This window comes from Thalassotalea insulae (genome assembly GCF_030161395.1).
In the GTDB taxonomy this organism is placed as follows: Bacteria; Pseudomonadota; Gammaproteobacteria; order Enterobacterales; family Alteromonadaceae; genus Thalassotalea_E; species Thalassotalea_E insulae.
This window is the reverse complement of sequence record NZ_BSST01000001.1, coordinates 1-25,652: the sequence shown is the minus strand read 5'-3', so window position 1 is coordinate 25,652 and position 25,652 is coordinate 1. Positions and strand designations below refer to the sequence as shown.

Here is a 25,652-nt window from a genome sequence, read left to right as displayed (position 1 = left end):
CACAAGGAGGTTAGGTGAATATCGTCAATAACATCGAAAATTCTTTTTATCCTGAGGTTTATTCACAATCACTTCCTCTAAATACAGACTTGAGTTTGTGCTTATTAAAAAAGACCCGATTGGCTAAATACGTTTTAGCTGTCAGAGATTTTGATTCTGACCTAGATGTTAAAACTCAAATCGCAAACGCTCGTAAATTAATTCAGCAGCAAACCTCTGCTATGTGGCTGTTTAAAGAAATTGGTACCTACATTGTCTTTGTTTGCGATGAACTCCCTGATTTAGCCGAGTCTCAATTAGAAATAGATCGTACTGGCTTTCACGCCGTTATCGTTCAAGGTGTTCATCTAGTTTCCAAATCAGGCGCTCACTTATTTAACCATAGTAAGTGGTTAAATAAATCATTCGGTGGCACTGAAAGTATTGCTTCTAGGTTGGTGAATAGTGCAATATAACAAGCTAATAAATAAGGACAAAAAACAGTTTGCTGTTTTCGTTCCTCAACATTTTAGCAAACAATTTTTTGCCCATTATTAGGGCGTTAGTTGCCTAGGGAGATTGGCTTTGATTCCGGAGTATTGGAAAGCTTTCATAATTAAAAATGAATTAGTGGGGAAATACTGTGAAATTCCAGAGTCCGCTGATCTATCTGAGTTAGATGGTGGTAACCTTAAACTACTCGATGAAAATCAAATCCTCAACGAAGCTAACGAGTTTTATCCTGGAATCGCAGTAAAGAAATTTGGATACATTCCCGTAGCTAGTTGCTCACTAGGTTCCGGTGATCCATATTTCATAAACATAAATGATGGCGCTAATGGAAACTTGTATCGGATTTATCACGATGCTGAAATGATTGATGATGAATCTTACAATATGAATGAAGCCGTAAATTTAGTATTAGCGGATTACACAGATTTACTAAAATACGTCTGCAAAAACGGCAACTAACAAGTTACTCAAAAGGACGCAAAACGCTTGGCTTGTGCTCCTTCGTCGCTAATTTTAGCCAAGCAATTTTGCGCCCATTAGTAAGGCGTTAGGTAAATCTAAGTTTTAGAGTTGAAAAAGGATTTTAGTGAAAAATTTATTATTAGTATTACTAGCTTTGATTACATTGTCTGGTTGTGCTTCCAGCAAATCAATTGATACTAGTCGCTGTATTGAGATAGCTAATACAGCAGAAAAAAATGGAATTAAATCTGGCGACGATCTTTATAAAGAATGCCTCGATAAGCAGTATCAAAAAGAAGAGTCTAAAAAAGGTTTTTGGGAAAAATCAGCAGAAAACTTATTTCTTCTGGCTGTAGAAATTATATCATCATAGTCGATGTGAAAATTTACCTAACAAGGCATTCAATCGGACAATTTACAGTTGGCTTTTGTTCGTGCCTCACATATTTTAGCCAACAATAAATAGCCGCTTAATGTGGCGTTAGCTGTACTAGGAGTTTCAATGAATATTGGGAGTTGTCTTTGTGGTTCAATCAAATTTGAAATTGTTAGCGATCCTGTCGCTGTATCACATTGTCATTGTAAAATGTGCCAAAAGCAACATGGTGCAGCATTCGCAACTTATGCTAGATTCAAGAGAGCGGACGTAGAGTATACAAAAGGAAAAGAGAAATTATCTGTTTTTAATTCTTCAGAAGACGTCTTACGGAAATTTTGCAGCATCTGTGGTTCTAATATTGAATGGGGCTGCAGTGAAAGATATCCTGAGTGGGTAGCAATAGCCGTTGGTTCATTTGATAATGATTTCAGTACTTCAGAAATTAAAGAGCTACATCAAGAATCAAAGGTATGTTGGTTGCGTAGCAGCTAACAATAACTTCAAACGGAAAAAATACAGTTGGCTGTTTTCACTCCGTTCAACATTTTAGCCAACTATATTTTTCCGCTTAAGTAGGCGTTATGTTTACCTCAATCAAGGAGATAAAAGATGATCGATATATCATTTGAAATTAATGGACGTAAAGTAAACCCAAATAATATTGGTGATGAGCTTGAAGCGGCTGTTTTATCTGGTGTTGCAGATTCAATTAAAAGCGATATTGGTAACATTACTTGTCCAGAACATGGGCAACGTCCAAAAATAACGATCAAAGGTCGTAACATTGATAATTTAAGCTTTGACGTTTCTGGTTGTTGTGACAAGTTAATAGAAAAAGTAGATTCAAAACTAAAGTAAACATAACAAGCGCATTAAGCACGGGACTGCTAACAGTTTGCTTGGTTCCGCTTCGCTTCACATTTTAGCAAACTATTATTTAGCCCCTTATGCGGGCGTTATATGTTTTCATGAATTCTATGGTTGGTTGCTTCGTTAAAGGTTTAACGTGGTTTTATCAAAGGGTTTATTTAAGGTTTTAAACTTGGTGTTGTTTAACAAATTTGTTCAAAGTAACATTAGGTTAGGGCGCACTTAAAAGGTATTTACTCAATCAGGTTAATGGATTAACGTCACATTTCTTTTTCTATTAGCTTGTTAAACTTTTAAGTGTGTTTATAAATTTAAACTATGTGGTTTAATCAAATGCTCAGGTGTTTGCGGCAGTGCCGCGAAAGCTTGGTTTAACATATAACAAGCAATTAAAGCGGGACTTTTTACAGTTTGCTCGGTTTCGCTGCGCTACACAATTTTAGCAAACTAATAAAAAGCCCCTTAATGTGGGCGTTAGCACTTCAAGGAAGTATGATGAAAATTTGGAAACTATGTGCATTATTATATATACCATTATCTGGAGTTAGTTTTGCTCAAAGCGATATCGAAATAGCTTTGACTAATTTAGGTGATTGCTTAAATGAAATAGCTACAAAAGAATTAGAAAGTGGAAAATCAAACCCAGTATTAGCAACTGCTTTATTAACAAGTGTGTACAAAAATATAGGACATGATGAAGGCTCAATAAAAAACGTTGAGGATAAATATCTCAAATTGTATAGAAAAGCTAACGATAGTTGTTCTAAACAAATAGCTGAAGTTAAAAGGCTTCTTAAAGAGAAGAGCTAACAAGCCATTACAGTAACGGGACTGCTAACAGCTTGCTCGGTTCCGCTTCGCTTCACAATTTTAGCAAGCTATTATCAGCCCCTGAATGGGGCGTTATGTTTACGGAGATAGCGATGGTATTTTTTGTACTTTCGAAGAAAGGATTTAGTGATATCAAAAAAATTATCGAATCTGGTAAATATTCTATTTGGGTAGGATCAGAAATCTTGGACGAAGATGATATCGATTTTATCGAATCAAAAGATATTGACTATACAGTTTTCAACTATACGATAGATCAAAACGATATACAGTCCTCGTTAGAAACAATATACGAGCATCATCCAAACGAAAAGGTTTGGGTAGAAATGTAAAAACGAAAAATATTATACGTAAATAACGTTAATATGGCTTCGTTAGTATGTAAACATAACAAGTTGCTCAAGGCGGATAAAAATTGCTGTGGTTCGCCTTCGGCTCACTATACCACAGCAATTTTTACCGCTTAGCAAAGCGTTATACGTAATCTATGAATCAGTTAAGCACCAAGCAAAAGAGTTTTTATAAAGAAATTGCCAGAATACTGTGGGAAGAATGGGATCCTATTGGTGTAAACGACGGAGATAATGAGTGGAATGACGAATATGATAGTTATGTTCCACATACGTTTAAGCTTGCAATAGATAATGCCGATGCATCGAAGATTGCCAAACATTTATCAACTTCGATAATTCAAAATATAGGAATGACTTCCAATCCTAATCATGATTTAAAAATTGCGCGGTTAATTGTAGAAACCAAGATTAATATACTTGGGAGCTAATTACGTATAACAAGCTGTTTAACAAGGACAAAATACAGTTGGCTTTTGCTCCTTCGTCGCTTATTCTAGCCAACTATATTTTGCCCATTAACAGGGCGTTATATGTTTTCATGAATTCTATGGTTGGTTGCTTCGTTAAAGGTTTAACGTGGTTTTATCAAAGGGTTTATTTAAGGTTTTAAACTTGGTGTTGTTTAACAAATTTGTTCAAAGTAACATTAGGTTAGGGCGCACTTAAAAGGTATTTACTCAATCAGGTTAATGGATTAACGTCACATTTCTTTTTCTATTAGCCGGTTAAACTTTTAAGTGTATTTTAAAATTTTAGCCATGTGGTTTAATCAAAGTCTCAGGTGTTGGCGGCAATGCCACGAAAGTTGGGCTAACCATATAACAAGCAATTAAAGCGGGACTTTATACAGTTTGCTCGGTTTCGCTGCGCTACACAATTTTAGCAAACTAATAAAAAGCCCCTTAATGTGGGCGTTATGTACCACAGAAGGACTCTGCAAATGCTTAAGGATATTATCGCTTTTTTAAGAGGCGGAACTTCTAAGTTTTTTGTTCCAGAAAAATTAGTACTGGAGGCTGTTATGCAAGAACTACCTCAGGAAGAAGCTTTAATCCTTGAAGAGCAGATAAAATCAATATTCCTTGTTCAGCGTCATAACCCTGGAAAGTTAATCGCAGCTTATTACCCTAAAAAGTCACAGGTTCCTAGCTTGCCTTATCATGGATATGAATACTGCCTCGCTAAAGTGAAGTACGAAGTAGTTGGCAAAACTAAAACGACCGATGTTGTTTTACATAACGGAAAACTAATGACTTTTGAGAGAAACGTACCATTAAAAAATGAGCAAATATTTGTCAAAGAAGTTAAGTTACACCCAAGTAGTTACGAGCCCATAGCCCTTGAAATTGATGCTTCAGAGCATGGTGGTACATAACAAGCGCATTAAGCACGGGACTGCTAACAGTTTGCTCGGTTCCGCTTCGCTGCACATTTTAGCAAACTATTATCAGCCCCTTATGCGGGCGTTATACGTATAAGGAAGTCCGTTGAAGTATCTACTTGTTGTTTTGTATTTTATTTCTTTCGCTTCAATAGCTTTTTGTGGCGATAGAACGCTTCAGCTTATTCCTTTTGCCAAAGAAGTTGAAAGGCGTGAAGATTGGCGAGCTTATGAAGTATTTTTCCCTATTAGCGAAAACAATGAATCAAAAACAATGTATTTGTCATCTTTGTCAGTAACAGTGCCAAATACATTTGAAGTAGAACTAAATGCTCGTATAAACGAGGAAAATAATTCATATTATTCAGCCTTTTTTCGCATAGATAAGAAGTTAGTTGACTCGGTAGAAGTGGTTGGTGGATATAATGCAACAAATAAAGAGCGAACGGGTTTCGCTTTCTGCGGTAACTTTAAAAGTTTCAACTTACCAGAGTTAATTAGTAATGGCGTAAATACGTATAACAAGTGACTATGGTGTCAATTCCTAATTCTCAACTCATTTTAGGATCCCACATGACACCATCTCTTACCATTGAATTTAAGATCACAATCATCTTTCTTACACAGGCAATTAATGCTGTTTTTTTGGTTTTTCCTGCCGCTAATAACCGTTCGTAAGTACCTTTAAAAACTGAGTTACATTGGATTGCGGACATCATCGCCATGTACATTGCCGTTCGAATTTTGGGACGTCCTCCTCGTATCTGTCTTGTGCCACGATAGATACCACTTTCTTTATTAAATGGTGCAACACCAATTAATGACGATGCTTGTTTATTTGTTAAATAACCGAGCTCAGGCATATCGCTTATTAAGTTGAAAGCGACGACATTACCAACACCAGGCATGCTCTGGATTATCATGTTTTTAGTTTTATAATCCTCACAGCTTTCCATTAATTTAAGTAGTTTTTGGTCTAGCTTATCGAGCTGATTTTTAATGGCAGTTAAAATGGGATTAATCATACTGCTGATTGTTTTTGGCATGATTTTTAGACGGTTCTTTTCCATGGTTTGTATACCTATTAACTGTCTACGACGAGAAAGTAAGTCGCTCATCAATTGCATGGTAGCGGGCTTTAGCATTGAAAGTTTGGGCTTTATCGCTTCACCGTAATATGCAATAAGTTGTGCATCTAATTTGTCTGTTTTTGCATGCTGCCCTATGGCACCTGCAAATTTTTTGATATGTGCAGGGTTGGCTACAACAAAAGGCAAATTAGCTTTTGCGCAAGCCATAATAAAGTCTTGCTCAAGACGTCCAGTTGCTTCAATAGTGATGCGTGTTGGTTTATATTTTTTGATTTCCTTAATCGCCTTTTTAATACCTATTTCGTCGTTAGTCACGGTGAAATAAATATCTAACGGGCGTATGTAAATATCGAGTTGTGATTTGCCAGTATCAACACCAACATTTATTTCGTTTTGATTATTTTTGTTATTCATAATAAGCTGACTCTGCCTTGCTATTCGGGCTCGAGGCCCAGTTGACTATCCGAGTTTAGTGCTTGGAGTTTTATATGGCGTTCGTACTTGTTATCGGTCTCTCAATAGAGGAGCCTGCCAATCATCGAACTACCATATAAAAAGGCTTTGGTTGCAGCCAAAGCTTGGGCCTCACATTACCCGAAAAGGATTAAAAAGAATAATAAGATTTGGCTGTTATTATCCATACAAGCCATTACAGTAACGGGACTGCTAACAGCTTGCTCGGTTCCGCTTCGCTTCACAATTTTAGCAAGCCATTATCAGCCCCTGAATGGGGCGTTATATGGCGATAAGGAAGTCATGAGTTTTCGAGTAATAATTGGATTTACATTTTTACTATTTTTTCTGCATTTAGCTATTGGAGTAATTTTTAGCTATGCTCAATCGCTCGAAGAATATAGTAAATATGTGAGTTACTTTGTTTCATTTACCATATTTTTATTTTTAGGAAAAAAGTTAGATAAGCCATTTGCTGGTTCAGCTATTGTTTACGTACTAAATTTCGCAATTGGTTTGCTCGCTATGTATTTGATTATTGGCTTAGTTCACTATCCAAAAGGTTGGGCTTACGATCTAATCCTAGAGCTTATTATAATAATAACCGCGGTGTTTATTGGTGCTAAAAATAGAAGTGGTCATAAAGCCATATAACAAGCTGTTTAAGCGCGGGACTGCTAACGTTTGGCTCGGTTTCGCTCCGCTACACATTTTAGCCAAACATTAATCAGCCCCTTAACAGGGCGTTAGCAGGCAAAACTATTTTATTGTTTTAAGCTTTTCACTTTTATCGCTTGGCGTACTTTTCTTGGTTAACTATTTAAACTTAGTGTTAAGTTAAAGTCAGGCGTTTAATTTAAATGGTTATGCCTTAACTTTATGTAAAGTCTCAATTAATTATTTACCTTTTCAGCGTAATCAATTAGTTTAGCGGTAAATCAACAAAGTGGTTTTACTTACTGACTTGGTATCGTTGCCAGCTAACAAGTAAAATCAGGCGGACACGCCACGCTTGCTCGCGCTGCGCGCATTATAGCAAACGTGTCTTAGCCGCTGTTTAAAGCGTTAGGTATTCCATGGAGCAATGTGTAATTTCGTACCAGCAAAGCACAAGAAATAGAGGTTTATTTAATTTAATAGCTCTAATTGTGATCTTATCAATTGCTACTTACTTTGCTGAATTTGAAGACAAGCTAGCTTCACTAAAAGAAGCAATATTAACAGCTCAAATTTTCGTAACTTTTATAGTTTTGAGTATTGCTTTAATAATCACATATCTGCTTGTTATTTCATTCAGAGATGTGTTACTAAATTCTAAATTTAGCCTCAAACTATATGAAACCTATCTTGTGTTTACAGAGCCAAATAATTGGATGAATAAGTCATACAAACTGGATTACAAGGATATAGTTGAGGTTCATAAGGAATATTGGGTCGGAGAAAGCAACGAGTTTTATGTCAAAACTAGGAATGGAAAGAGGTACGACTTTCCCAACCTAAAAGACGAATCGGCAGAACAAGCTTTAGATTATTTGTCTACTAATTTAAAGCATGTAAAAGTTGTAATTGATGGTAGTAAGAATACCTAACAAGGCGTTTAAAAAATCGGACACCGTAATGCTTGCTCGGTTCCGCTCCGCTTCACATTTTAGCAAGCATTACTAAGCCGTTTAACGCGGCGTTATGTTTAATCAAATGTTCAGATTAATATTTTTAGCGAGTGTTTTATTGTCAGGCTGCTCAATGTTCGTGATGGGTGACAATGTTGCGATTGTAACTGGTGAAACACCTGAAGATTGTGTTGTAACTTTAAAGCCCGAGAGCGACGACTCAGCAAAGCATTTCTACAACCGCAAAGTTAATGGTATTTTCTCTGAGTCATTTACTATTTCACCATCTCCAGATATTTACACATTAAAGGTATCTTGTAATGGTAAAACGGTCATGTTTAAGCAAGTTAGTCTGCCTAATGAGTCGGCTAAATTAAATGTTGGTAAAGTGGTAAATTAAACATAACAAGCTGTTTAAGCGCGGGACTGCTAACGTTTGGCTCGGTTCCGCTTCGCTTCACATTTTAGCCAAACATTAATCAGCCCCTTAACAGGGCGTTATGTGACTCGCATAGCTAACAAGGAGAAGTTGAAGTGTTTAAAGCAATATTTATTATATCGCTATTTGCAGGGGCTATATATTTTCTGCTTAGTGGAGATTACTCTTATGGAGTTCCAATTCTTGTAGTTGCAATGGCTTATTCAAAGTACGAAACAGGTTACTTCTTCTTTGGCTTTGAGACACTTTCAGATGAAAGTGAACATGATTCAGGCTGTGGCGGTGATAGTGGTGGAGATGGTGGTTGCGGCGGCGATTAGTCACATAACAAGCCATTGCAGTGTGGGACTTTTAACAGTTGGCTTTCCTCACTGCGTTCGTTATTTTAGCCAACAATTAAAAGCCCCTGAATGGGTCGTTAGCAGTCAATTATGAAACAACCATTTGTTTTACTATTTGCTCTTGTAGGTTTTTTCGGGCCAGTAGCAATAGTCATGTATTTTGATGGTGGATTAGCAGTGCTTATGGCTACTCTTATGATAACAACACCATTAACCATGGGCACTGCTATGTATTTTGAATCAAAAAACGTTAAAAATGGCAGTGTCGATTTATCGAAGCAAAGTAAAGCGAATAAGGTGCTTACATATAGCCTTGCAACGTTGCTTTTGTTAATTTTTATTTTGCCAGTTATATTTAAGATCTTAGGTAGTTAATGAGTAAAAACTGCTAACAAGGCAATAATGGATGGGACGTCTAAAGCTTGGCTGGCGCTCATTCTTCGCGATTTTAGCCAAGCATTTATACGCCCCATATTGCGGCGTTATATGCAAAAGGAAATTATGCGTCACCTCTTACTGTTATTATTCCTAGTTGCAAACTATTCAGTTGCTACTGACGTTGTAAGCTGTGATAGCGGCAATGAAAAATTCATACGTTCAAGCATTGGGCAAAGTAAAGTATCAAAGCCATATTCTCCGTCAGAGCTTGCTAAAGAATTTGAGCTAATTTGTGAGATTAAAGATCCAAAAATGATGGATGGTTTGGTATTTCTTTTATACAAAAATTCAGAAACTGGCTTCTATTACATTGGGCTATATAATGGCCTAGATGGTAGCAACCAAATGAATGGCCCGTTTGTTAGGTAAATTGCATATAACAAGGCGTTTAAAAAAATCGGACACCGTAATGCTTGCTCGGTTTCGCTTCGCTTCACATTTTAGCAAGCATTACTCAGCCGTTTAACGCGGCGTTATGTGTCTAGGAGGATTAGGTGTGATTATCAAGTTTGACGTTTTTGGTAAACCAATGTCTGTCATAAAAAAAGAACATGAATGGCAGCTATTTAATGAGTCAGACACAGGTATTCGCTCACGAGTCTATGACGTAATAATTCCTTCTGATATAAACGAAAATGAATTAGAAAAATATTTAGATGATATTTACCATGAATATTCATCTGAAAAGCATTCTAAAGTAAAAAGGCTAAATTAGTTAAATAGCCACATAACAAGCCATTGCAGTGGCGGGACTTTTAACAGTTGGCTTTCCTCACTGCGTTCGTTATTTTAGCCAACAGTTAAAAGCCCCTGAATGGGGCGTTAGGTTTTCAAATGGTTCTCAATAGAGTTGCGCTTGACACGGAAATGATAAAGTTATCAATATCTCTATCGCTTTTAGCTTTTATTCCACTATTAGTTATTGCTAACGAAAAAGGTTACACATTACTATTAGTCCTCGCTCCATTAAGTTATGCATTACTTTTAATAGCGTTGTTTAAAAAAATAAAAAGGCCATCAGCAGAAATAAAAGGAGAAAATTTATTAATTCGCAATGGTTTAATAAATGAGCATGTTATAAACAGACCTTTAATAGAGTCATTAATATATGAAGTTGGTCATGTACAAAGAATTATTGATCCATCAGCCTCATCATTCTTAGGATTTAAAGCTAGGAAATTTATTAATACAGAAATGCATTTACTTAAAGTTAAATTACATGGCTTTAGTGAGTGGAAAATTTATATAAATGAGGTGGATAATCACATCGATGACCTAAGGTTGTATAACTTTATTAAAAACCACTTTTACAAAGTAATTCTATCAAAGAAAACCTAACAAGGGTTTTAAAGGCGGACTCGTAACAGCTTGCTCGGTTCCACTTCGTTTCACATTTTAGCAAGCTATTATTCGCCGCTTAAAACGGCGTTAGCTAGATCACAAGTTCGGCGAATATTCGAATAGGGAAGTTTTGAAATTTATGACAACAATCTATGAATTGTCAGGGTTTACAGAAAGATTATTTATATTAATTCAACTTTTGATAGCTCTTGGTTTTATAGTTGGAATAGCTTTCTTTGGTTTAAAACACCTTATTGGTAAAGCAAAACTTCTTATATTAGTACCAATAAGTTATTTAATATTTGTATGTAATTCTCATTATCAAGACTTTGATAAAGTTACTAAATATGAAAATATCTTAGCTAGTAATAGTTACTCTTCTTTCAGAGGGAAACTGATTAAGGTCACACAAAAAGACGAATATAATTATTATCAAGACTCGCCTAGAAGTGCTGGTTTAGCAACCGTTATTGAGACATCCACTGGTACTCTAAAAAGTGTAAAGCCAAAGCATTCATCTATTGGCGATATAGGTTGCTTTACTAACACGCTAGTTGGTGAGCTAGAAGAATATGTAGGTAAAAATATATTCTTAGCATATGTAAATAGAGCTGTAGAAAATCGAAATTCACCGTTGTTATGTGTGTTAAAAATTGAAGTAACAGAAGGTTAGGTTAAAAATCTAGCTAACAAGAATTTAAAGCGGGACTGCTAACAGTTTGCTCGGTTTCGCTTCGCTACACATTTTAGCAAACAATTATCAGCCCCTTAAATGGGCGTTATATGCCCAAGGAAGGTTATGAGTAATATCGTTGAAATACAAGAATGGTTCTTATCCCAATGTGACGAAGATTGGGAGCATTCATACGGAATAAAAATCGAAACTCTTGATAATCCAGGTTGGCGTATAGAAATCGATTTGTCTGAAACTTTGCTGGAGAACGCAGTATTTGAACCAGTTCAACTTGATTATGAGTCAGACAATAATTGGTTAACATGTTTTGTTGAAGATAATAAGTTTAAATGTGCATGCGGCCCAACAATGCTAGATAAAGGCTTTGAGCTTTTCCTTAAGTGGTCAAAGGGCATATAACAAGCCATTACAGCAACGGGACTGCTAACAGCTTGCTCGGTTCCGCTTCGCTTCACATTTTAGCAAGCTATTATCAGCCCCTGAATGGAGCGTTATGTGTATTTATGATTGATCGAGCATCACGAAATAGACTTGCTGAACTTATACGTAGTTTAAGTTCAGGACAAATATCTAACGATGAATTTGAAGATTCAATTCCAGAATCAAATGATGATGCCATCAGGCAAGTATTTTCTCATGGGGCATGGTGTCTTTATAGCGACATGAAAGAATACAAACTTAAAGGTAAAGATGCTCTGTCTAGAGATGACCGGACAATAGTTGCTAGGTGGGTACTTTTCCTTAAAACTGACATTGAATACATTTGGCCTTCTGCAACATTTAAAGAAGAGTTCTTAAAATGTATTTCTTTGGGTATTTTTGGCCAAAGCACCTTAGATAAATGGAAAACACATGGAAATGTTGAACTATGGCCGTTTTCAAATATAGAACAGTTTAATAAGGCCAAAAAGGAAAATGGATACTTGGGTGTTCAATACACATAACAAGCCATTACAGTAACGGGACTGCTAACAGCTTGCTCGGTTCCGCTTCGCTTCACAATTTTAGCAAGCTATTATCAGCCCCTGAATGGGGCGTTATGTGTTTTTCAGAATTCACTGGTTAGCAACTTCGTTCAAGCATCAAATTTGCTCAATCAAATAATTCGCAACGCATTAAAAATTTGGTGTTGTTTAAACAAATCGTTTTAAGTAACATCAAGTTAGGTTGTACTTAAAAGGTATTTTTTATTTAGGTTAATGGATTAACATCACATTTCTTTTTCTATTAGCCGATTAAACTTTTAAGTGTGTTTATAAATTTAAACTATGTGGTTTAATCAAATGCTCAGGTTTTGGCGGCAGTGCCGCGAGAGTTGGGCTAACCACATAACAAGCAATTAAAGCGGGACTTTTTACAGTTTGCTCGGTTTCGCTGCGCTACACAATTTTAGCAAACTAATAAAAAGCCCCTTAATGTGGGCGTTATAGCTACATGGAATCTGGCAACTCTCATAACATTCAAGGAGTGAAAATAAATGAACAGAGACATAAAATTAATAGTCGTCCTTGCTGTGTCATTGCTCATAGCAATTTTCATTATCAAATGGGCAAATGAGCCTGAGTATAGACCTCTGATTCAAGACTTGAGATTGGTGGATGCGGTAAAAATTGCAGATGCACTAGAGCAAAGTGATGTCCAATATTACGCAGATGTTCAAAATCACATGCTTTACGTAGTGCAAGAACAATCGGTACAAGCTAGAATTGCACTGGCAAAGGTTGGGATTGTAATTGATTATCCTGAAATCACTAAATATAATAATTTAAATCAGGCATATGAAGAACTTTCAACTACCTTAAAACAAAAGGAAATTAACAAACCTATTTGGATGCAGTTCTGGTTTTTCAAAGTTATAAAGTTAGCTTTGGGCGCTTTGGTCATAATTGTTTTAATCCTTTCTGTGGTGCGCCCAGCGCTAAGAGAATTGGTATTAGAGGAAGACGAAAAGTAGCTATAACAAGCGCATCAAGTGATGGGACTGCTAACGTTTGGCTAGGTTCCGCTTCGCTTCACAGTTTAGCCAAGCATTATCAGCCCCTTATGCGGGCGTTATATTTTAAAGGTGAATGGATTTGCTCTTCGAGTTGTTTGAACGTCAGATAACAAAAATAAATACTTTAATTCTTGTTTTGGTTGCTTTATCTGTACCAGTTCTTTTTTTTGTCATTATCTATGGCCTAGCAGGAGGTACGTCAGAATATTATTACCTTATATCTATCTCTTACGTTGGTGTCTTTTTATTTGGAATAAAAACTTTTTTCAATCCTAGATTTATTATTGGTACAATTATTTTTAGTTCGTTAATCTTGTTAGGCTTTTCTTTAGATTCTCTATATTGGGAAAGCCATAATGATGAATTATGTAAAGAGGTTAAAGAAAACCCATCTTGCACCGAATCCCAATATGGATTTAGCTGCAAAAATACCGATGGTGGTTCCTCACATGTTTCTAAGTCTATTTGTAATTAAAATATAACAAGTGACTATGGTGTCAATTCCTAATTCTCAACTCATTTTAGGATCCCACATGACACCATCTCTTACCATTGAATTTAAGATCACAATCATCTTTCTTACACAGGCAATTAATGCTGTTTTTTTGGTTTTTCCTGCCGCTAATAACCGTTCGTAAGTACCTTTAAAAACTGAGTTACATTGGATTGCGGACATCATCGCCATGTACATTGCCGTTCGAATTTTGGGACGTCCTCCTCGTATCTGTCTTGTGCCACGATAGATACCACTTTCTTTATTAAATGGCGCAACACCAATCAATGACGATGCTTGTTTATTTGTTAGATAACCGAGCTCAGGCATATCGCTTAGTAAGTTGAAAGCGACGACATTACCAACACCAGGCATGCTCTGGATTATCATGTTTTTAGTTTTATAATCCTCACAGCTTTCCATTAATTTAAGTAGTTTTTGGTCTAGCTTATCGAGCTGATTTTTAATGGCAGTTAAAATGGGATTAATCATACTGCTGATTGTTTTTGGCATGATTTTTAGACGGTTCTTTTCCATGGTTTGTATACCTATTAACTGTCTACGACGAGAAAGTAAGTCGCTCATCAATTGCATGGTAGCGGGCTTTAGCATTGAAAGTTTGGGCTTTATCGCTTCACCGTAATATGCAATAAGTTGTGCATCTAATTTGTCTGTTTTTGCATGCTGCCCTATGGCACCTGCAAATTTTTTGATATGTGCAGGGTTGGCTACAACAAAAGGCAAATTAGCTTTTGCGCAAGCCATAATAAAGTCTTGCTCAAGACGTCCAGTTGCTTCAATAGTGATGCGTGTTGGTTTATATTTTTTGATTTCCTTAATCGCCTTTTTAATACCTATTTCGTCGTTAGTCACGGTGAAATAAATATCTAACGGGCGTATGTAAATATCGAGTTGTGATTTGCCAGTATCAACACCAACATTTATTTCGTTTTGATTATTTTTGTTATTCATAATAAGCTGACTCTGCCTTGCTATTCGGGCTCGAGGCCCAGTTGACTATCCGAGTTTAGTGCTTGGAGTTTTATATGGCGTTCGTACTTGTTATCGGTCTCTCAATAGAGGAGCCTGCCAATCATCGAACTACCATATAAAAAGGCTTTGGTTGCAGCCAAAGCTTGGGCCTCACATTACCCGAAAAGGATTAAAAAGAATAATAAGATTTGGCTGTTATTATCCATACAAGCTAATAAACAAGGACAAAAAACAGTTGGCTGTTTTCGTTCCTCAACATTTTAGCCAACAATTTTTTGCCCATTATTAGGGCGTTATAAGGGTAAGCATGGAAATTAGCACTCCTGCATTTAATGAAAAGGAATTTCTGTTAGGGCTGCTGGCTATAACTAAAGAAAAGTTTGGCTCTGAACTTCGTTTCATCATGGAGCATAAATTCAGTTCAATTGATCTTGATATCATTGAGTACATGCCAACTTTAAAGAAGCACTCTCAAAAAATAGAAATTAAAAAGTATCTTAGTCAATGGTTCGCAGAGGCATTAGCTAGAAACCTAGTAATACGACCAACTAAAGATCATCACTTTGTATTTTCAAAACAAGGATATGAAGCGGCTTTAATAAATAAGAGTCCAGTTAAGTATTTTGCTAAAAATCATTGGGCTTGGTTTACAGGTATTGTCATTGGTGTATTAAATCTGGCAGCGGCAATAATCATCAAAGTAATACAATGCAGTGGTTAAGACCCTTATAACAAGCCACTAAAGCCGGGACTGCTAACAGCTTGCTCAGTTCCACTTCGTTTCACATTTTAGCAAGCTATTATCAGCCCCTTAGTGGGGCGTTAGGGCAACCAAGGATAATCGATGAGTATAATTATAGAAACGGCACTTGGTGCATCAGCGGCATCTGTTGCCAGTCTCATTCAAGAATGGTCGAAGCTTAGAGATGCTAAAAAGGAAGAAGAGTTAAAAACACCTGAATGGCAGCAACTTGAAAAGTCTTATATTGAACATCTTAAATGGCGTTTCGATTACCCTAAAAAAGTATTTGGTCAACAAATATTGGCTAACTGGATTATAACTTTTGTTGTTCTTGCACTTGTCGTCTCAGGATTGGCCTTTTCATTTCTTCAGCTTCAATATGCTATAACTCTTGGTGATATGTCAGCACTAAGTACTAATATCCAAATAGAAACGGCAGGTAAAGTTTCTATAAGTTCTTCTATTGTAGGTGCTATTACGTTGGTTATTTCGCTTGCTTTCTTCGCTTTGTATTTGAAATATGTATTTCAAATCAAGCATACACATCCACCACATGTAAGTTTGTCTGAAACTGATGCGGAGTCAATTTTAAAAAAGGCAAAGTCTACAACAACCGAGTCTGCATTAGAGGACTTAAAAATAACTGGTATAAAAGCAGGGTAGCCCTAACAAGAATTTAAAGCGGGACTGCTAACAGTTTGCTCGGTTTCGCTACGCTACACAATTTTAGCAAACTATTATCAGCCCCTTAAATGGGCGTTAGGGCTATCTAAGGTTTCGTGTATGTATCAACATGATGGAGTATGTTTTGAGTTCCCTGAATTGTGGGAAGTGACTGACGATGATGGTGATGAAATTATCAGAGCCATTAATATAGAATGTCCCAATGATGGCTATTATTCGATAGATATATACAACCTTGAACAAGCACCATCACTTGAAAGTTATATTGAGCGCTCTTTAAAATATTTTATTAATGAATTGCCTTTTCATTGTAAAATAAAAGGACAGCCAATTCGTGAAATTGAACATGCTGTAAATCAAAATACAGAAACAGAGGGGCTTAAATTAAAGTTTACTGTAAGAGCATTCTTTATTTTAAAAATAGGGTATATCAATAGTTACTTTAGGGTAGTAAGTGGAAATAAAGTCAGTTTTATTTCTAGTCAATATCCCAACGAATCAGCGGTAGAGTCTGAGGATGGGTTTAACAAAATACTATCTAGTTACACTATAGTGTAAATAGCCCTAACAAGTTACTCAAACGGACGCTAAACAGTTGGCTAGCACTCGTTCCTCGTACATTTTAGCCAACAATTTTGCGCCGCTTAGTAAGGCGTTATGTTTTATGAGGGAGTATGCATAATTTTCAAATAGAGTTTTTTCTTTTCATCATCATTAGTCTGTTCTTAAATGAGCCTGTGTACTCTAATCGTAAAGCTACATTTATATCCGCAGTTTTGATTCTTCTTTTTACGCTCTTTGTTGTTTTTAGCAAAGCTCTTAAAGTTGGTGTTAGCTTTACTCCAATAGATTTGATTTTTGTTTTTCCACTTTGGGTTTGCTTTATTTCACAGCTCCTATATAGCAACCATATCTTTAAAAAATATCGTTTTTATCCTCGTTGGTATTATGTCCCTAGAGGTCTAAGAAATGGTCTTATTTTTAAGCACCCTAATATTTCTTTACCAGTGTCAAAGCACGACAAAATTTTTTCGTTTTTATTTCCACTGACATGTATTTTAAGTATTTTTTCTTTATTATTTTTATACTTCGGCTTTAAATAAAACATAACAAGTGACTATGGTGTCAATTCCTAATTCTCAACTCATTTTAGGATCCCACATGACACCATCTCTTACCATTGAATTTAAGATCACAATCATCTTTCTTACACAGGCAATTAATGCTGTTTTTTTGGTTTTTCCTGCCGCTAATAACCGTTCGTAAGTACCTTTAAAAACTGAGTTACATTGGATTGCGGACATCATCGCCATGTACATTGCCGTTCGAATTTTGGGACGTCCTCCTCGTATCTGTCTTGTGCCACGATAGATACCACTTTCTTTATTAAATGGCGCAACACCAATCAATGACGATGCTTGTTTATTTGTTAGATAACCGAGCTCAGGCATATCGCTTAGTAAGTTGAAAGCGACGACATTACCAACACCAGGCATGCTCTGGATTATCATGTTTTTAGTTTTATAATCCTCACAGCTTTCCATTAATTTAAGTAGTTTTTGGTCTAGCTTATCGAGCTGATTTTTAATGGCAGTTAAAATGGGATTAATCATACTGCTGATTGTTTTTGGCATGATTTTTAGACGGTTCTTTTCCATGGTTTGTATACCTATTAACTGTCTACGACGAGAAAGTAAGTCGCTCATCAATTGCATGGTAGCGGGCTTTAGCATTGAAAGTTTGGGCTTTATCGCTTCACCGTAATATGCAATAAGTTGTGCATCTAATTTGTCTGTTTTTGCATGCTGCCCTATGGCACCTGCAAATTTTTTGATATGTGCAGGGTTGGCTACAACAAAAGGCAAATTAGCTTTTGCGCAAGCCATAATAAAGTCTTGCTCAAGACGTCCAGTTGCTTCAATAGTGATGCGTGTTGGTTTATATTTTTTGATTTCCTTAATCGCCTTTTTAATACCTATTTCGTCGTTAGTCACGGTGAAATAAATATCTAACGGGCGTATGTAAATATCGAGTTGTGATTTGCCAGTATCAACACCAACATTTATTTCGTTTTGATTATTTTTGTTATTCATAATAAGCTGACTCTGCCTTGCTATTCGGGCTCGAGGCCCAGTTGACTATCCGAGTTTAGTGCTTGGAGTTTTATATGGCGTTCGTACTTGTTATCGGTCTCTCAATAGAGGAGCCTGCCAATCATCGAACTACCATATAAAAAGGCTTTGGTTGCAGCCAAAGCTTGGGCCTCACATTACCCGAAAAGGATTAAAAAGAATAATAAGATTTGGCTGTTATTATCCATACAAGGCAATTATGCATGGGACGTCTAAAGCTTGGCTGGCGCTCATTCTTCGCGATTTTAGCCAAGCATTTATACGCCCCATATTGCGGCGTTATGTTTCAAGGATATCATGATAGATCGGAAGTCTAATCCAAACGAATGGTCAACATTTCTATATGAATTAGATGATGCCAAAGAGCATTTGGAAACATTAATCGCTCAGCTAAATGAAAATGGTGAAATTAGCGAAGAAGATTTCAGAATCCAACTCTCTCATATTTATGCACATATCAATCGAAGCTGGAATATTCGTAATTTGAAACGCGACTTTGATAATTATGAAAGCAGTGTATTAAGTATTTTTCCAAAAGATATTGAACCGCTGTAGTATTGAAACATAACAAGGCGTTTAAAAAAGTCGGACACCGTAATGCTTGCTCGGTTCCGCTTCGCTTCACATTTTAGCAAGCATTACTCAGCCGTTTAACGCGGCGTTAGAAGCCTTTAGGAAATTATGCCTCGTCGTCGAGAATTGAAAGGAATCACAATCAATTTTGCCAAACTATTAAGTGGGCGAAATAACGATTATTTAGGGTACTGGGCAGTTGGTCAGTTGTTCTTGTTGGCACAAGAAAATAATGTTGAATCTATTACTTTAGATTTATTAGCCTTACGTAATAGCCTTAATTCACCTCAGGTGTTTGAAATGTGCCAACAAATGAAAGCCCAACTAGATCGGTTACTTGAGGCGCAGAACACTCCGCTCGAATGGGTTAAATCTGTTTCAGTTGAGTTTAGTTTCAACCAAGAGTACCAAGAAAAGTTTCACTATTGGCGCTCTGCATTAGGTAAGCATTATTTGGTTGCAGTCGAAATCGAGACTGATTTAGGTTATATAAATAAGGCTCTGGAAGGTGGTAATGTAAATCCACACGATCCAATCAAAGAACATCGGAGTAATCGGCTTCTAACAAGTCATTAAAGCAGGACAAAAAACAGTTGGCTTTTGCTCCTGCGTCGCTAATTTTAGCCAACAATTTTTTGCCTCTTAATGAGGCGTTATGTTTAAAGCAAGGTTCTAGTGTGAATCCAAAGTTTGAAGAATATACTTTAGAAGAATTAGAAGAAGTAGAGTCTTCTATTGATAAGGAACAATACCCTGAAAGGTATGAAATAATTTGTAGCTTAATTGCAAAAATAGAACAAGGGACTCACACACCACCAAAAGAAAATAAAATAAGTCCGTTTAACTACGAAAGGCTAATACCTAAAATAAACCCAAAACATGAACCAATGCTAAAAGTTCTATTTGTGGTTTTCAGCTATGTTTGGTTTTTCACGAGTCAATTACTATTGTCTAATCAACCAATAAATACAGTTATTTTTTTAATGTTTCTTTTTGTAATACCTGTTCACTGGGCATATGCATATATCTTTAATACTAATATGCATGGTAGAGGGCCTGTTATTAAGCCCAATGAGTATAAAGCAACAAGGCTTTGTGCTTTTTTAGCTAGCTTTATTCTGGGTTTGTTTATATCTTATCCTAGAGTAATTTAAACATAACAAGCTGTTTAACAAGGACAAAATACAGTTAGCTTTTGCTCCTTCGTCGCTTAATTTTAGCCAACAATTTTTTGCCTGTTAATTAGGCGTTATGTACCTTATCGAATCCCGGAGTGTAGATGGCGAAGTCGAAGAATAAACTTTGGCTAATATTATTTTCAGCTTTCATTATACTGTGTTTTCTAATTGGAGTATTTGCAGAAAATTCAGCTAAAAAACAGGCGTTAATTGACTTCCCTCCTGTTGGTAAAATGATTGATATTGGCGGTAGAAGTATACATTTAGATTGCCGTGGAGAAGGAAATCCCATAGTGGTTTTTGAGTCTGGACTGGATACTAGTGGGTCGCTAAGTTGGTCTTTGGTTCATGATGAAATAGCTAAGTTTACACGTGCATGTGCGTATGATCGTGCAGGAATGATGTGGAGTGATGAACGTTCAACATCTGAAGAATTATTAGGTAAAGCCATTGCAGAAGATCTCAATAAAACAATGACTATCGCAGGTGAAAAACCTCCATATGTATTAGTTGGTCACTCTTTTGGAGGACCTTATATAACAATATTTACCAAGTACTTTGGTTCAAGTGTAGCGGGTTTAGTTTTTGTAGACACTTCCCATCCTGACCAAGTGAGTATTTTTAAAGAGTTTGAAGAACCTTTAATGAATCGCATCTCGTATGTTTTTATGGATTTTTTTGAACCGATGTGGGCTTATGCTGGTTTAACACGATATTTCGCTAAGTTGAACGATGGCAGGTTAAATAATCAATCGTTAAAAGATGAGCAAGTAATTGATGCTTACTCTCCATCATCAGGCTTAGCATTAACTCAGGAGAGCAAAGCCTATGAACAAACGTTAAATGAAGCGGGCAGCTTCCGTGATTTTGGCAATCGACCAGTTTTTGTTATAGGTGCTATCGCTAACTATGAGAAAATGTCAGATGATGAATTATCGGAATATGGTATGAGTCGAAAACAACTCTCCTCTTTAATAGAAAAAGATCTGTTTACTCATAAAGAGCAAGCGTCATGGTCAACAAGAAGTGAACTTAAAATATTATATAAAGCCGATCATTATGTTCAATTTGAACAACCGGAAATTGTTATTAATTCAGTGCTATCAATTGTTCAAAAAGTTAGATTAAAAGGTACATAACAAGCCATTGCAGTGCGGGATTTTTAACAGTTGGCTTTTTCTCACTGCGTTCGTTATTTTAGCCAACTTATTAAAAACCCCTGAATGGGGCGTTATATTTTTTCACACCTATGGTGATAACTTGGAAGTATGGGAAAAGGATTTATGAAATTAGTTTTATCAAGCATATTAGCTTTGGGAATTCTATTGGCGCAACCTTGCAGTGCTGCTAGTAGTACATCTGAAGAAGTAGTTAAACAGTTAAAACAATACCTAAAAGAATTAGCTGCTAAAAATGAGTTCTCAGGAAGTGTATTGCTTGCCAAGGGGGAAGATGTTTTAGTTCTAGAGGCATATGGATTGGCAAGCAAAAGGTTTAATGTTCCAAATAATGTTGAAACTAAATTTAACCTTGCTTCAATGAACAAAATGTTTACCTCTGTTGCAATTCTACAGTTAGTAGAATCTGGAAAATTATCTCTATCTGATAAATTGAGCAAATTTATAGATGAAAGCTGGCTGCCTAAAAGGGTTAGTAGTGAAATAGAAATAAAGCATCTACTAAGTCACAGCTCAGGTCTAGATCATTACTTCAATAAAACTTATAGGAATACATCTAAAAGTAACTACCGAACGCTAGATGATTATAAGTCTTTGGTGGTTAACGGCCCTGTTTTGTTTAAGGCAGGCACAAAATCTCAATACAGTAATACTGGTATGCTAGTGCTTGGTGTTGTTATAGAAAAGGTCAGCGGTAAGGACTATTACAGCTATATTCGCGAAAATATTTACCAAAAAGCAGGTATGGAAAACTCTGACAGTTATGAGTTGGATCAGCCCATATTCAACTTAGCTACGGGTTATGAGCCTAGCAAAGATAACTCTACAGGTTGGAAAAATAATAATTTCATGTTTGTATTTAAAGGCACACCTGATGGCGGTGGTTTTTCTACTGTACAAGATCTTCACAAATTTGCCTTAGCCCTAACTAACAACAAGCTGTTAGGTAAAGAGTTAACTGAACAGGCATTTACAGTTCAATCAAAGTTAAGGTACTTTGATTATGGTTACGGTTTTACTGTTCGTGGAGATTCCGATAATCGTATAGTAGGACATGGCGGTGCATTCCCAGGTATTGGTTCAAATCTCGATATCTACCTAGATCAAGGCTACGTCGTTGTCGTACTGTCTAATTATGGTAGAGGCGACCGAGACGTTCGCAATAAAATTCGTGACCTACTAAAAAAGTAAAAACAACAGTGTTTAAATTAAAAAATATAACAAGGCGCTTAAACGGAAAAATTACAGTTGGCTCGCGCTCCGCGCATTATAGCCTAACTGTAATTTTCCGCTTAGCTTAGCGTTATATGTTGTTCAGAATTCTTGAAAATATTCGTTGTTAAAACGTGGTTAAGAATTTAAAGTATGGCATTAATTTAAAGGAATAAGCCTTAATGTTCAGGGAGTGAATTCAATACTCACTTTTCTATTCCAGTTAAACTGTCAGGTTTATTTAAATATTTAAGCTTATATGTTTTATCAAATGCTCAGGTGTTTGCGGCATTGCCGCGAAAGCTTGGTTTAACATATAACAAGCAATTAAAGCGGGACTTTTTACAGTTTGCTCGGTTTCGCTGCGCTACACAATTTTAGCAAACTAATAAAAAAGCCCCTTAATGTGGGCGTTATATACCGCAACTAATTCAATATAAAACGCTATCAGGTTTATTCGTTTTTATTAGCATTTAGTAGTGAATTCTTTGGGTATATTTTTAGGTTTAGTTTTGGGAATGCTTCGGCAAATAAAGCTGTAAATTCCGTAATATTCGCGTTCAGGTTTACGTTGCGGTGGTGTTGCAGTTATAGTAGTAAAACGTTGTGTAACTAATTGGTTTAGTTACACATTCAAAAAATATATAACAAGGCGTTCAATCGGACTTAAAAAGCTTGGCCATCGCTTCGCGATTATAGCCAATCGTTTTTAATCCGCTTAACAGGGGCGTTAGTTGCCATTATATGAATCTAGCTCGGAGATATATCAAGTTTTTAGATGATGCTCATTTTGTTTTAACTGAGTTAATAATCATCTTGCCTGCATGTATAGTTGCTGTGCTATTTTTTCCTGATACCGAGTACAATTTTAAGCTGATAGCAAGTGGCGTAATATGTAGTGTTATTACCAGTATTCACCTTTGTTTAGGGTTTTACTCTCTGACAAAAAAACAATATTGGAGTTTTCTTAATTTAATGTGTTTACCTGTTGTTTCAATAATTTTAATATTTATTCTTGCAAACAAGTAAACGGCAACTAACAAGTAACTAAAGCGGGACAAATAAAGCTTGGCTTTTGTCACTGCGTTCCAAATTATAGCCAAGCATTAATTTGCCCCTTAGTTGGGCGTTATGTGACGGCATCGGTGATTATGAATAGCGGGTGAATTAATGGATGACATTGAAGGTTTTTTACTTTTTATGGGATTAATTCTAGCATTCTGCTCTTTGTTAGACTGGATTAGTACCCCAGAAGAAAATGATCAAAATAGACTGATCATTACTTCATGGTACACGAAGCTATCTGACTACGATTTCGCTTCAGCCGTGGAGCTTATCAACGATCGATTCTTTACAGGGTTTAGGCGCATCTACGGAGATAAGATCTTTTCCCTAAGGAGAATATTTTGTTCAGCGCTATCCTCTTTGTTTTTTTTGTATGTAACCTATATATTTCTATCAGGAAGTATCACATTACCATCCGAACTTGATTTTCATAATACTTCTAGATCACACATTATTGTGCCGTTTGTTATATTTTTATGCCTTTCTAATATATTCGCAGACTACTTGTCTTTAATAGAAACAGAGTATTTACTAGCTCTATCCAATGGCAAAAAATTATGGTTATTTCCTGTATTTGTGGCAATGGATTTAGTTCTTTCCCTTGTTATTTTTGTAGCCATGATGTTTTTTCTATCAGTGGTTTTTGGGGCGAACGGTGAATTTCCAGTAGGGGTACACAATAATGCTTCTGAGTCATTTTTTTTTGCCGCACTTATTAGTACCTTTTTCACGAGCTTGGCATTTTATCTTTGCTTTGCATTTAATATATTCAATGTATTTATCTGTAAATTTAGGCCTAGGTTACTAGAGGTTCTTGTTCGGCTTGAGTCATCCGAACACATGTACAAAAGCTTAGGAATGTTTATAGGGTCACTAGTTTCTTGTGTTAAAGCATGTTTTTTATTTTTTGAAAAAGTCACATAACAAGGCAATAAAGCAGGAAAATTTACAGTTGGCTGTTTTCACTGCGTTCAACAATTTTAGCCAACTAATAAATTTCCCCTTATTGGGGCGTTATATACCGCAACTAATTCAATATAAAACGCTATCAGGTTTATTCGTTTTTATTAGTATTTAGTGGTGAATTCTTTGGGTATATTTTTAGGTTTAGTTTTGGCAATGCTTCGGCAAATAAAGCTGTAAATTCTATAATATTCGCGTTCAGGTTTACGTTGCGGTAGTGTTGCAGTTATAGTAGTAAAACGTTGTGTAACTAATTGGTTTAGTTACACATTCAAAAAATATATAACAAGGCGTTCAATCGGACTTAAAAAGCTTGGCCATCGCTTCGCGATTATAGCCAAACATTTTTAATCCGCTTAACAGGGGCGTTAGGTGTACAGACAGATGCAGCCCAGATTAGAGATCGAATTTTTACGAGATGACCCTGCGAAAATATGGGTAAAGGCGTGCAATGAAAACTTCGCTGGAGAAACGGAGCAATATATAAATGCTCAAATGTTTGAAAAACTAGCTGAGAAGTTATCAACTTTTCCTCAATCTAACTCAGATGAAGTTAGCTTTAAAGTTGGTGAAGTTGACTCACCTTATGGGCATTGTGAGCTTAAATTTCATTGCTTCGATTCTGTTGGTCATACGGCTGTATTAGTCTCTCTGTCAAATGACACCGCATCTACTGCAAAATTTATCGTTCAATTTGAAGCTTTATCATTGGATGCCTTTGTATCCTCTATCAAATTAGCTTTAAAATCGGGTTCAGGTGTTTCTGAGTTAATTGGTATAAAACCGTATACGCAAAACGTGTAAGTACACCTAACAAGCTGTTTAACAAGGACAAAATACAGTTGGCTTTTGCTCCTTCGTCGCTTATTCTAGCCAACTATATTTTGCCCATTAACAGGGCGTTAGGTGTCTCTAGGGAATTATGACTCATCGAGGTAAAGGAGTAACTCAATTAGCGTTTTCATTGCTCTTTTGCATTGCAGCTTTGTGGTGCTTAATGTGGGTGTTTTCATCTGCTAGCTTGGCTAGTGGTTACTGCGAAAGCAACTTCTCCCTATTTCACGAAGAGTTTAGGTGCAAACAACCTTACATTGCCTCTATTTTATTTTTAGTTTCAATTGTTAATTGCGGTGTATTATTTCTATTAGGTTTTAAAAATTATAAGCTTGGTGGTAAAGTCACATAACAAGCTAATAAACAAGGACAAAAAACAGTTGGCTGTTTTCGTTCCTCAACATTTTAGCCAACAATTTTTTGCCCATTATTAG

General features: G+C 36.2%; 36 protein-coding genes. 33 read left to right on the top strand and 3 right to left on the bottom strand.

Translation table 11 applies throughout. The features are described 5' to 3' along the window. Positions 1 to 14: 14 nt before the first annotated feature. From QQK06_RS00180 to QQK06_RS00135, 10 genes are all read left to right on the top strand, one after another. Positions 15 to 455, top strand: coding sequence for a hypothetical protein (locus QQK06_RS00180; RefSeq protein WP_284242490.1), 441 nt, complete (start codon positions 15 to 17; stop codon positions 453 to 455). A 103-nt stretch (positions 456 to 558) separates the two neighbouring features. Beyond that, positions 559 to 951, top strand: coding sequence for a hypothetical protein (locus tag QQK06_RS00175; protein WP_284242489.1), 393 nt, complete (start codon positions 559 to 561; stop codon positions 949 to 951). A gap of 127 nt (positions 952 to 1,078) precedes the next feature. After that, positions 1,079 to 1,327 carry a hypothetical protein gene (locus tag QQK06_RS00170; protein ID WP_284242488.1) on the top strand — a complete coding sequence of 83 codons (249 nt, stop codon included), beginning with the start codon at positions 1,079 to 1,081 and terminating at the stop codon, positions 1,325 to 1,327. Between the two features lie 129 nt (positions 1,328 to 1,456). After that, positions 1,457 to 1,825: a GFA family protein gene (locus QQK06_RS00165; protein WP_284242487.1), complete on the top strand. Its 369-nt coding sequence runs from the start codon at positions 1,457 to 1,459 to the stop codon at positions 1,823 to 1,825. A gap of 117 nt (positions 1,826 to 1,942) precedes the next feature. After that, on the top strand, positions 1,943 to 2,191 hold the full coding sequence (locus QQK06_RS00160) for a hypothetical protein (RefSeq protein WP_284242486.1): 249 nt from the start codon (positions 1,943 to 1,945) through the stop codon (positions 2,189 to 2,191). A 477-nt stretch (positions 2,192 to 2,668) separates the two neighbouring features. Then, positions 2,669 to 3,013 carry a hypothetical protein gene (locus QQK06_RS00155; RefSeq protein WP_284242484.1) on the top strand — a complete coding sequence of 115 codons (345 nt, stop codon included), beginning with the start codon at positions 2,669 to 2,671 and terminating at the stop codon, positions 3,011 to 3,013. A 95-nt stretch (positions 3,014 to 3,108) separates the two neighbouring features. Next, positions 3,109 to 3,366: a hypothetical protein gene (locus tag QQK06_RS00150; protein ID WP_284242483.1), complete on the top strand. Its 258-nt coding sequence runs from the start codon at positions 3,109 to 3,111 to the stop codon at positions 3,364 to 3,366. 155 nt (positions 3,367 to 3,521) lie between these two features. Further along, complete coding sequence (locus tag QQK06_RS00145; protein WP_284242482.1) at positions 3,522 to 3,815, top strand: hypothetical protein; 294 nt, start codon at positions 3,522 to 3,524, stop codon at positions 3,813 to 3,815. A gap of 512 nt (positions 3,816 to 4,327) precedes the next feature. Beyond that, entirely contained in the window at positions 4,328 to 4,762 is a 435-nt protein-coding gene (locus tag QQK06_RS00140; protein WP_284242481.1) for a hypothetical protein, read from the top strand. Positions 4,763 to 4,874: 112 nt separating this feature from the next. Continuing rightward, on the top strand, positions 4,875 to 5,297 hold the full coding sequence (locus tag QQK06_RS00135) for a hypothetical protein (RefSeq protein ID WP_284242479.1): 423 nt from the start codon (positions 4,875 to 4,877) through the stop codon (positions 5,295 to 5,297). 22 nt (positions 5,298 to 5,319) lie between these two features. Here QQK06_RS00135 and QQK06_RS00130 read toward each other — a convergent pair whose 3' ends face one another. Further along, entirely contained in the window at positions 5,320 to 6,273 is a 954-nt protein-coding gene (locus QQK06_RS00130; RefSeq protein WP_284242478.1) for an IS110 family RNA-guided transposase, read from the bottom strand. 147 nt (positions 6,274 to 6,420) lie between these two features. Here QQK06_RS00130 and QQK06_RS00125 point away from each other — a divergent pair, with 147 nt between their 5' ends. From QQK06_RS00125 to QQK06_RS00065, 13 genes are all read left to right on the top strand, one after another. Further along, positions 6,421 to 6,966 carry a hypothetical protein gene (locus QQK06_RS00125; protein WP_284242477.1) on the top strand — a complete coding sequence of 182 codons (546 nt, stop codon included), beginning with the start codon at positions 6,421 to 6,423 and terminating at the stop codon, positions 6,964 to 6,966. Between the two features lie 422 nt (positions 6,967 to 7,388). Beyond that, positions 7,389 to 7,901, top strand: coding sequence for a hypothetical protein (locus tag QQK06_RS00120; RefSeq protein ID WP_284242476.1), 513 nt, complete (start codon positions 7,389 to 7,391; stop codon positions 7,899 to 7,901). A 94-nt stretch (positions 7,902 to 7,995) separates the two neighbouring features. Then, positions 7,996 to 8,322, top strand: a complete 327-nt coding sequence (locus QQK06_RS00115; RefSeq protein WP_284242475.1) for a hypothetical protein — start codon at positions 7,996 to 7,998, stop codon at positions 8,320 to 8,322. 233 nt (positions 8,323 to 8,555) lie between these two features. Then, positions 8,556 to 8,681: a hypothetical protein gene (locus QQK06_RS00110; protein WP_284242474.1), complete on the top strand. Its 126-nt coding sequence runs from the start codon at positions 8,556 to 8,558 to the stop codon at positions 8,679 to 8,681. Positions 8,682 to 8,792: 111 nt separating this feature from the next. Continuing rightward, positions 8,793 to 9,077 carry a hypothetical protein gene (locus QQK06_RS00105; RefSeq protein WP_284242473.1) on the top strand — a complete coding sequence of 95 codons (285 nt, stop codon included), beginning with the start codon at positions 8,793 to 8,795 and terminating at the stop codon, positions 9,075 to 9,077. Positions 9,078 to 9,104: 27 nt separating this feature from the next. Further along, positions 9,105 to 9,509, top strand: coding sequence for a hypothetical protein (locus QQK06_RS00100; protein WP_284242472.1), 405 nt, complete (start codon positions 9,105 to 9,107; stop codon positions 9,507 to 9,509). 127 nt (positions 9,510 to 9,636) lie between these two features. Beyond that, on the top strand, positions 9,637 to 9,855 hold the full coding sequence (locus tag QQK06_RS00095) for a DUF7661 family protein (RefSeq protein ID WP_284242471.1): 219 nt from the start codon (positions 9,637 to 9,639) through the stop codon (positions 9,853 to 9,855). Between the two features lie 119 nt (positions 9,856 to 9,974). Beyond that, positions 9,975 to 10,478, top strand: a complete 504-nt coding sequence (locus QQK06_RS00090) for a hypothetical protein (RefSeq protein WP_284242470.1) — start codon at positions 9,975 to 9,977, stop codon at positions 10,476 to 10,478. A 142-nt stretch (positions 10,479 to 10,620) separates the two neighbouring features. Further along, on the top strand, positions 10,621 to 11,154 hold the full coding sequence (locus QQK06_RS00085) for a hypothetical protein (RefSeq protein ID WP_284242469.1): 534 nt from the start codon (positions 10,621 to 10,623) through the stop codon (positions 11,152 to 11,154). Positions 11,155 to 11,280: 126 nt separating this feature from the next. Further along, positions 11,281 to 11,574 (top strand): immunity 53 family protein, encoded by a 294-nt coding sequence (locus tag QQK06_RS00080; protein ID WP_284242468.1) that lies wholly within the window; start codon positions 11,281 to 11,283, stop codon positions 11,572 to 11,574. 104 nt (positions 11,575 to 11,678) lie between these two features. Further along, positions 11,679 to 12,119, top strand: coding sequence for a hypothetical protein (locus tag QQK06_RS00075; protein WP_284242467.1), 441 nt, complete (start codon positions 11,679 to 11,681; stop codon positions 12,117 to 12,119). A 533-nt stretch (positions 12,120 to 12,652) separates the two neighbouring features. Beyond that, entirely contained in the window at positions 12,653 to 13,129 is a 477-nt protein-coding gene (locus QQK06_RS00070) for a hypothetical protein (RefSeq protein WP_284242466.1), read from the top strand. 133 nt (positions 13,130 to 13,262) lie between these two features. Beyond that, positions 13,263 to 13,646, top strand: a complete 384-nt coding sequence (locus tag QQK06_RS00065; RefSeq protein ID WP_284242465.1) for a hypothetical protein — start codon at positions 13,263 to 13,265, stop codon at positions 13,644 to 13,646. A gap of 36 nt (positions 13,647 to 13,682) precedes the next feature. On the opposite strand, the gene QQK06_RS00060 is transcribed toward QQK06_RS00065, so the two are convergent. Beyond that, complete coding sequence (locus tag QQK06_RS00060) at positions 13,683 to 14,636, bottom strand: IS110 family RNA-guided transposase (protein ID WP_284242461.1); 954 nt, start codon at positions 14,634 to 14,636, stop codon at positions 13,683 to 13,685. Between the two features lie 328 nt (positions 14,637 to 14,964). Here QQK06_RS00060 and QQK06_RS00055 point away from each other — a divergent pair, with 328 nt between their 5' ends. From QQK06_RS00055 to QQK06_RS00045, 3 genes are all read left to right on the top strand, one after another. Then, complete coding sequence (locus QQK06_RS00055; RefSeq protein WP_284242464.1) at positions 14,965 to 15,378, top strand: hypothetical protein; 414 nt, start codon at positions 14,965 to 14,967, stop codon at positions 15,376 to 15,378. A gap of 123 nt (positions 15,379 to 15,501) precedes the next feature. Continuing rightward, positions 15,502 to 16,062 (top strand): hypothetical protein, encoded by a 561-nt coding sequence (locus tag QQK06_RS00050; protein ID WP_284242463.1) that lies wholly within the window; start codon positions 15,502 to 15,504, stop codon positions 16,060 to 16,062. A gap of 120 nt (positions 16,063 to 16,182) precedes the next feature. After that, complete coding sequence (locus QQK06_RS00045) at positions 16,183 to 16,641, top strand: hypothetical protein (protein ID WP_284242462.1); 459 nt, start codon at positions 16,183 to 16,185, stop codon at positions 16,639 to 16,641. A 581-nt stretch (positions 16,642 to 17,222) separates the two neighbouring features. Here the strand turns inward: QQK06_RS00045 and QQK06_RS00040 are convergent. Next, positions 17,223 to 18,176, bottom strand: coding sequence for an IS110 family RNA-guided transposase (locus QQK06_RS00040; RefSeq protein ID WP_284242461.1), 954 nt, complete (start codon positions 18,174 to 18,176; stop codon positions 17,223 to 17,225). A gap of 336 nt (positions 18,177 to 18,512) precedes the next feature. Here QQK06_RS00040 and QQK06_RS00035 point away from each other — a divergent pair, with 336 nt between their 5' ends. The 7 genes from QQK06_RS00035 to QQK06_RS00005 all read left to right on the top strand — a co-directional run bounded on the left by QQK06_RS00035 (position 18,513) and on the right by QQK06_RS00005 (position 25,188). After that, positions 18,513 to 18,770, top strand: a complete 258-nt coding sequence (locus QQK06_RS00035; protein WP_284242460.1) for a hypothetical protein — start codon at positions 18,513 to 18,515, stop codon at positions 18,768 to 18,770. Between the two features lie 126 nt (positions 18,771 to 18,896). After that, a complete protein-coding gene (locus QQK06_RS00030) occupies positions 18,897 to 19,364 on the top strand; it encodes a hypothetical protein (RefSeq protein WP_284242459.1) in 468 nt (155 codons plus the stop codon). 17 nt (positions 19,365 to 19,381) lie between these two features. Then, positions 19,382 to 19,942 (top strand): hypothetical protein, encoded by a 561-nt coding sequence (locus tag QQK06_RS00025; RefSeq protein WP_284242458.1) that lies wholly within the window; start codon positions 19,382 to 19,384, stop codon positions 19,940 to 19,942. A gap of 125 nt (positions 19,943 to 20,067) precedes the next feature. After that, a complete protein-coding gene (locus tag QQK06_RS00020) occupies positions 20,068 to 21,105 on the top strand; it encodes an alpha/beta hydrolase (protein WP_284242457.1) in 1,038 nt (345 codons plus the stop codon). A gap of 144 nt (positions 21,106 to 21,249) precedes the next feature. Continuing rightward, positions 21,250 to 22,335 carry a serine hydrolase domain-containing protein gene (locus QQK06_RS00015; RefSeq protein WP_284242456.1) on the top strand — a complete coding sequence of 362 codons (1,086 nt, stop codon included), beginning with the start codon at positions 21,250 to 21,252 and terminating at the stop codon, positions 22,333 to 22,335. Between the two features lie 1,191 nt (positions 22,336 to 23,526). Beyond that, a complete protein-coding gene (locus tag QQK06_RS00010; RefSeq protein ID WP_284242455.1) occupies positions 23,527 to 24,345 on the top strand; it encodes a hypothetical protein in 819 nt (272 codons plus the stop codon). 423 nt (positions 24,346 to 24,768) lie between these two features. Further along, on the top strand, positions 24,769 to 25,188 hold the full coding sequence (locus tag QQK06_RS00005) for a hypothetical protein (RefSeq protein WP_284242454.1): 420 nt from the start codon (positions 24,769 to 24,771) through the stop codon (positions 25,186 to 25,188). Positions 25,189 to 25,652: the final 464 nt, after the last annotated feature.

Excerpts from the sequence above, each read along its gene's own strand:
- QQK06_RS00010 (WP_284242455.1), top strand. The coding sequence starts at position 23,527 with ATGGATGACATTGAAGGTTTTTTACTTTTTATGGGATTAATTCTAGCA.
- QQK06_RS00100 (WP_284242472.1), top strand. The coding sequence starts at position 9,105 with ATGGATGGGACGTCTAAAGCTTGGCTGGCGCTCATTCTTCGCGATTTT.
- QQK06_RS00070 (WP_284242466.1), top strand. The coding sequence starts at position 12,653 with ATGAACAGAGACATAAAATTAATAGTCGTCCTTGCTGTGTCATTGCTC.
- QQK06_RS00005 (WP_284242454.1), top strand. The coding sequence starts at position 24,769 with ATGCAGCCCAGATTAGAGATCGAATTTTTACGAGATGACCCTGCGAAA.
- QQK06_RS00045 (WP_284242462.1), top strand. The coding sequence starts at position 16,183 with ATGTATCAACATGATGGAGTATGTTTTGAGTTCCCTGAATTGTGGGAA.
- QQK06_RS00165 (WP_284242487.1), top strand. The coding sequence starts at position 1,457 with ATGAATATTGGGAGTTGTCTTTGTGGTTCAATCAAATTTGAAATTGTT.
- QQK06_RS00020 (WP_284242457.1), top strand. The coding sequence starts at position 20,068 with ATGGCGAAGTCGAAGAATAAACTTTGGCTAATATTATTTTCAGCTTTC.
- QQK06_RS00035 (WP_284242460.1), top strand. The coding sequence starts at position 18,513 with ATGATAGATCGGAAGTCTAATCCAAACGAATGGTCAACATTTCTATAT.
- QQK06_RS00115 (WP_284242475.1), top strand. The coding sequence starts at position 7,996 with ATGTTTAATCAAATGTTCAGATTAATATTTTTAGCGAGTGTTTTATTG.
- QQK06_RS00110 (WP_284242474.1), top strand. The coding sequence starts at position 8,556 with ATGGCTTATTCAAAGTACGAAACAGGTTACTTCTTCTTTGGCTTTGAG.
- QQK06_RS00060 (WP_284242461.1), bottom strand. The coding sequence starts at position 14,636 with ATGAATAACAAAAATAATCAAAACGAAATAAATGTTGGTGTTGATACT.
- QQK06_RS00040 (WP_284242461.1), bottom strand. The coding sequence starts at position 18,176 with ATGAATAACAAAAATAATCAAAACGAAATAAATGTTGGTGTTGATACT.
- QQK06_RS00015 (WP_284242456.1), top strand. The coding sequence starts at position 21,250 with ATGAAATTAGTTTTATCAAGCATATTAGCTTTGGGAATTCTATTGGCG.
- QQK06_RS00080 (WP_284242468.1), top strand. The coding sequence starts at position 11,281 with ATGAGTAATATCGTTGAAATACAAGAATGGTTCTTATCCCAATGTGAC.
- QQK06_RS00105 (WP_284242473.1), top strand. The coding sequence starts at position 8,793 with ATGAAACAACCATTTGTTTTACTATTTGCTCTTGTAGGTTTTTTCGGG.
- QQK06_RS00160 (WP_284242486.1), top strand. The coding sequence starts at position 1,943 with ATGATCGATATATCATTTGAAATTAATGGACGTAAAGTAAACCCAAAT.
- QQK06_RS00145 (WP_284242482.1), top strand. The coding sequence starts at position 3,522 with ATGAATCAGTTAAGCACCAAGCAAAAGAGTTTTTATAAAGAAATTGCC.
- QQK06_RS00075 (WP_284242467.1), top strand. The coding sequence starts at position 11,679 with ATGATTGATCGAGCATCACGAAATAGACTTGCTGAACTTATACGTAGT.
- QQK06_RS00155 (WP_284242484.1), top strand. The coding sequence starts at position 2,669 with ATGTGGGCGTTAGCACTTCAAGGAAGTATGATGAAAATTTGGAAACTA.
- QQK06_RS00030 (WP_284242459.1), top strand. The coding sequence starts at position 18,897 with ATGCCTCGTCGTCGAGAATTGAAAGGAATCACAATCAATTTTGCCAAA.
- QQK06_RS00055 (WP_284242464.1), top strand. The coding sequence starts at position 14,965 with ATGGAAATTAGCACTCCTGCATTTAATGAAAAGGAATTTCTGTTAGGG.
- QQK06_RS00120 (WP_284242476.1), top strand. The coding sequence starts at position 7,389 with ATGGAGCAATGTGTAATTTCGTACCAGCAAAGCACAAGAAATAGAGGT.
- QQK06_RS00150 (WP_284242483.1), top strand. The coding sequence starts at position 3,109 with ATGTTTACGGAGATAGCGATGGTATTTTTTGTACTTTCGAAGAAAGGA.
- QQK06_RS00140 (WP_284242481.1), top strand. The coding sequence starts at position 4,328 with ATGCTTAAGGATATTATCGCTTTTTTAAGAGGCGGAACTTCTAAGTTT.
- QQK06_RS00130 (WP_284242478.1), bottom strand. The coding sequence starts at position 6,273 with ATGAATAACAAAAATAATCAAAACGAAATAAATGTTGGTGTTGATACT.
- QQK06_RS00050 (WP_284242463.1), top strand. The coding sequence starts at position 15,502 with ATGAGTATAATTATAGAAACGGCACTTGGTGCATCAGCGGCATCTGTT.
- QQK06_RS00090 (WP_284242470.1), top strand. The coding sequence starts at position 9,975 with ATGGTTCTCAATAGAGTTGCGCTTGACACGGAAATGATAAAGTTATCA.
- QQK06_RS00085 (WP_284242469.1), top strand. The coding sequence starts at position 10,621 with ATGACAACAATCTATGAATTGTCAGGGTTTACAGAAAGATTATTTATA.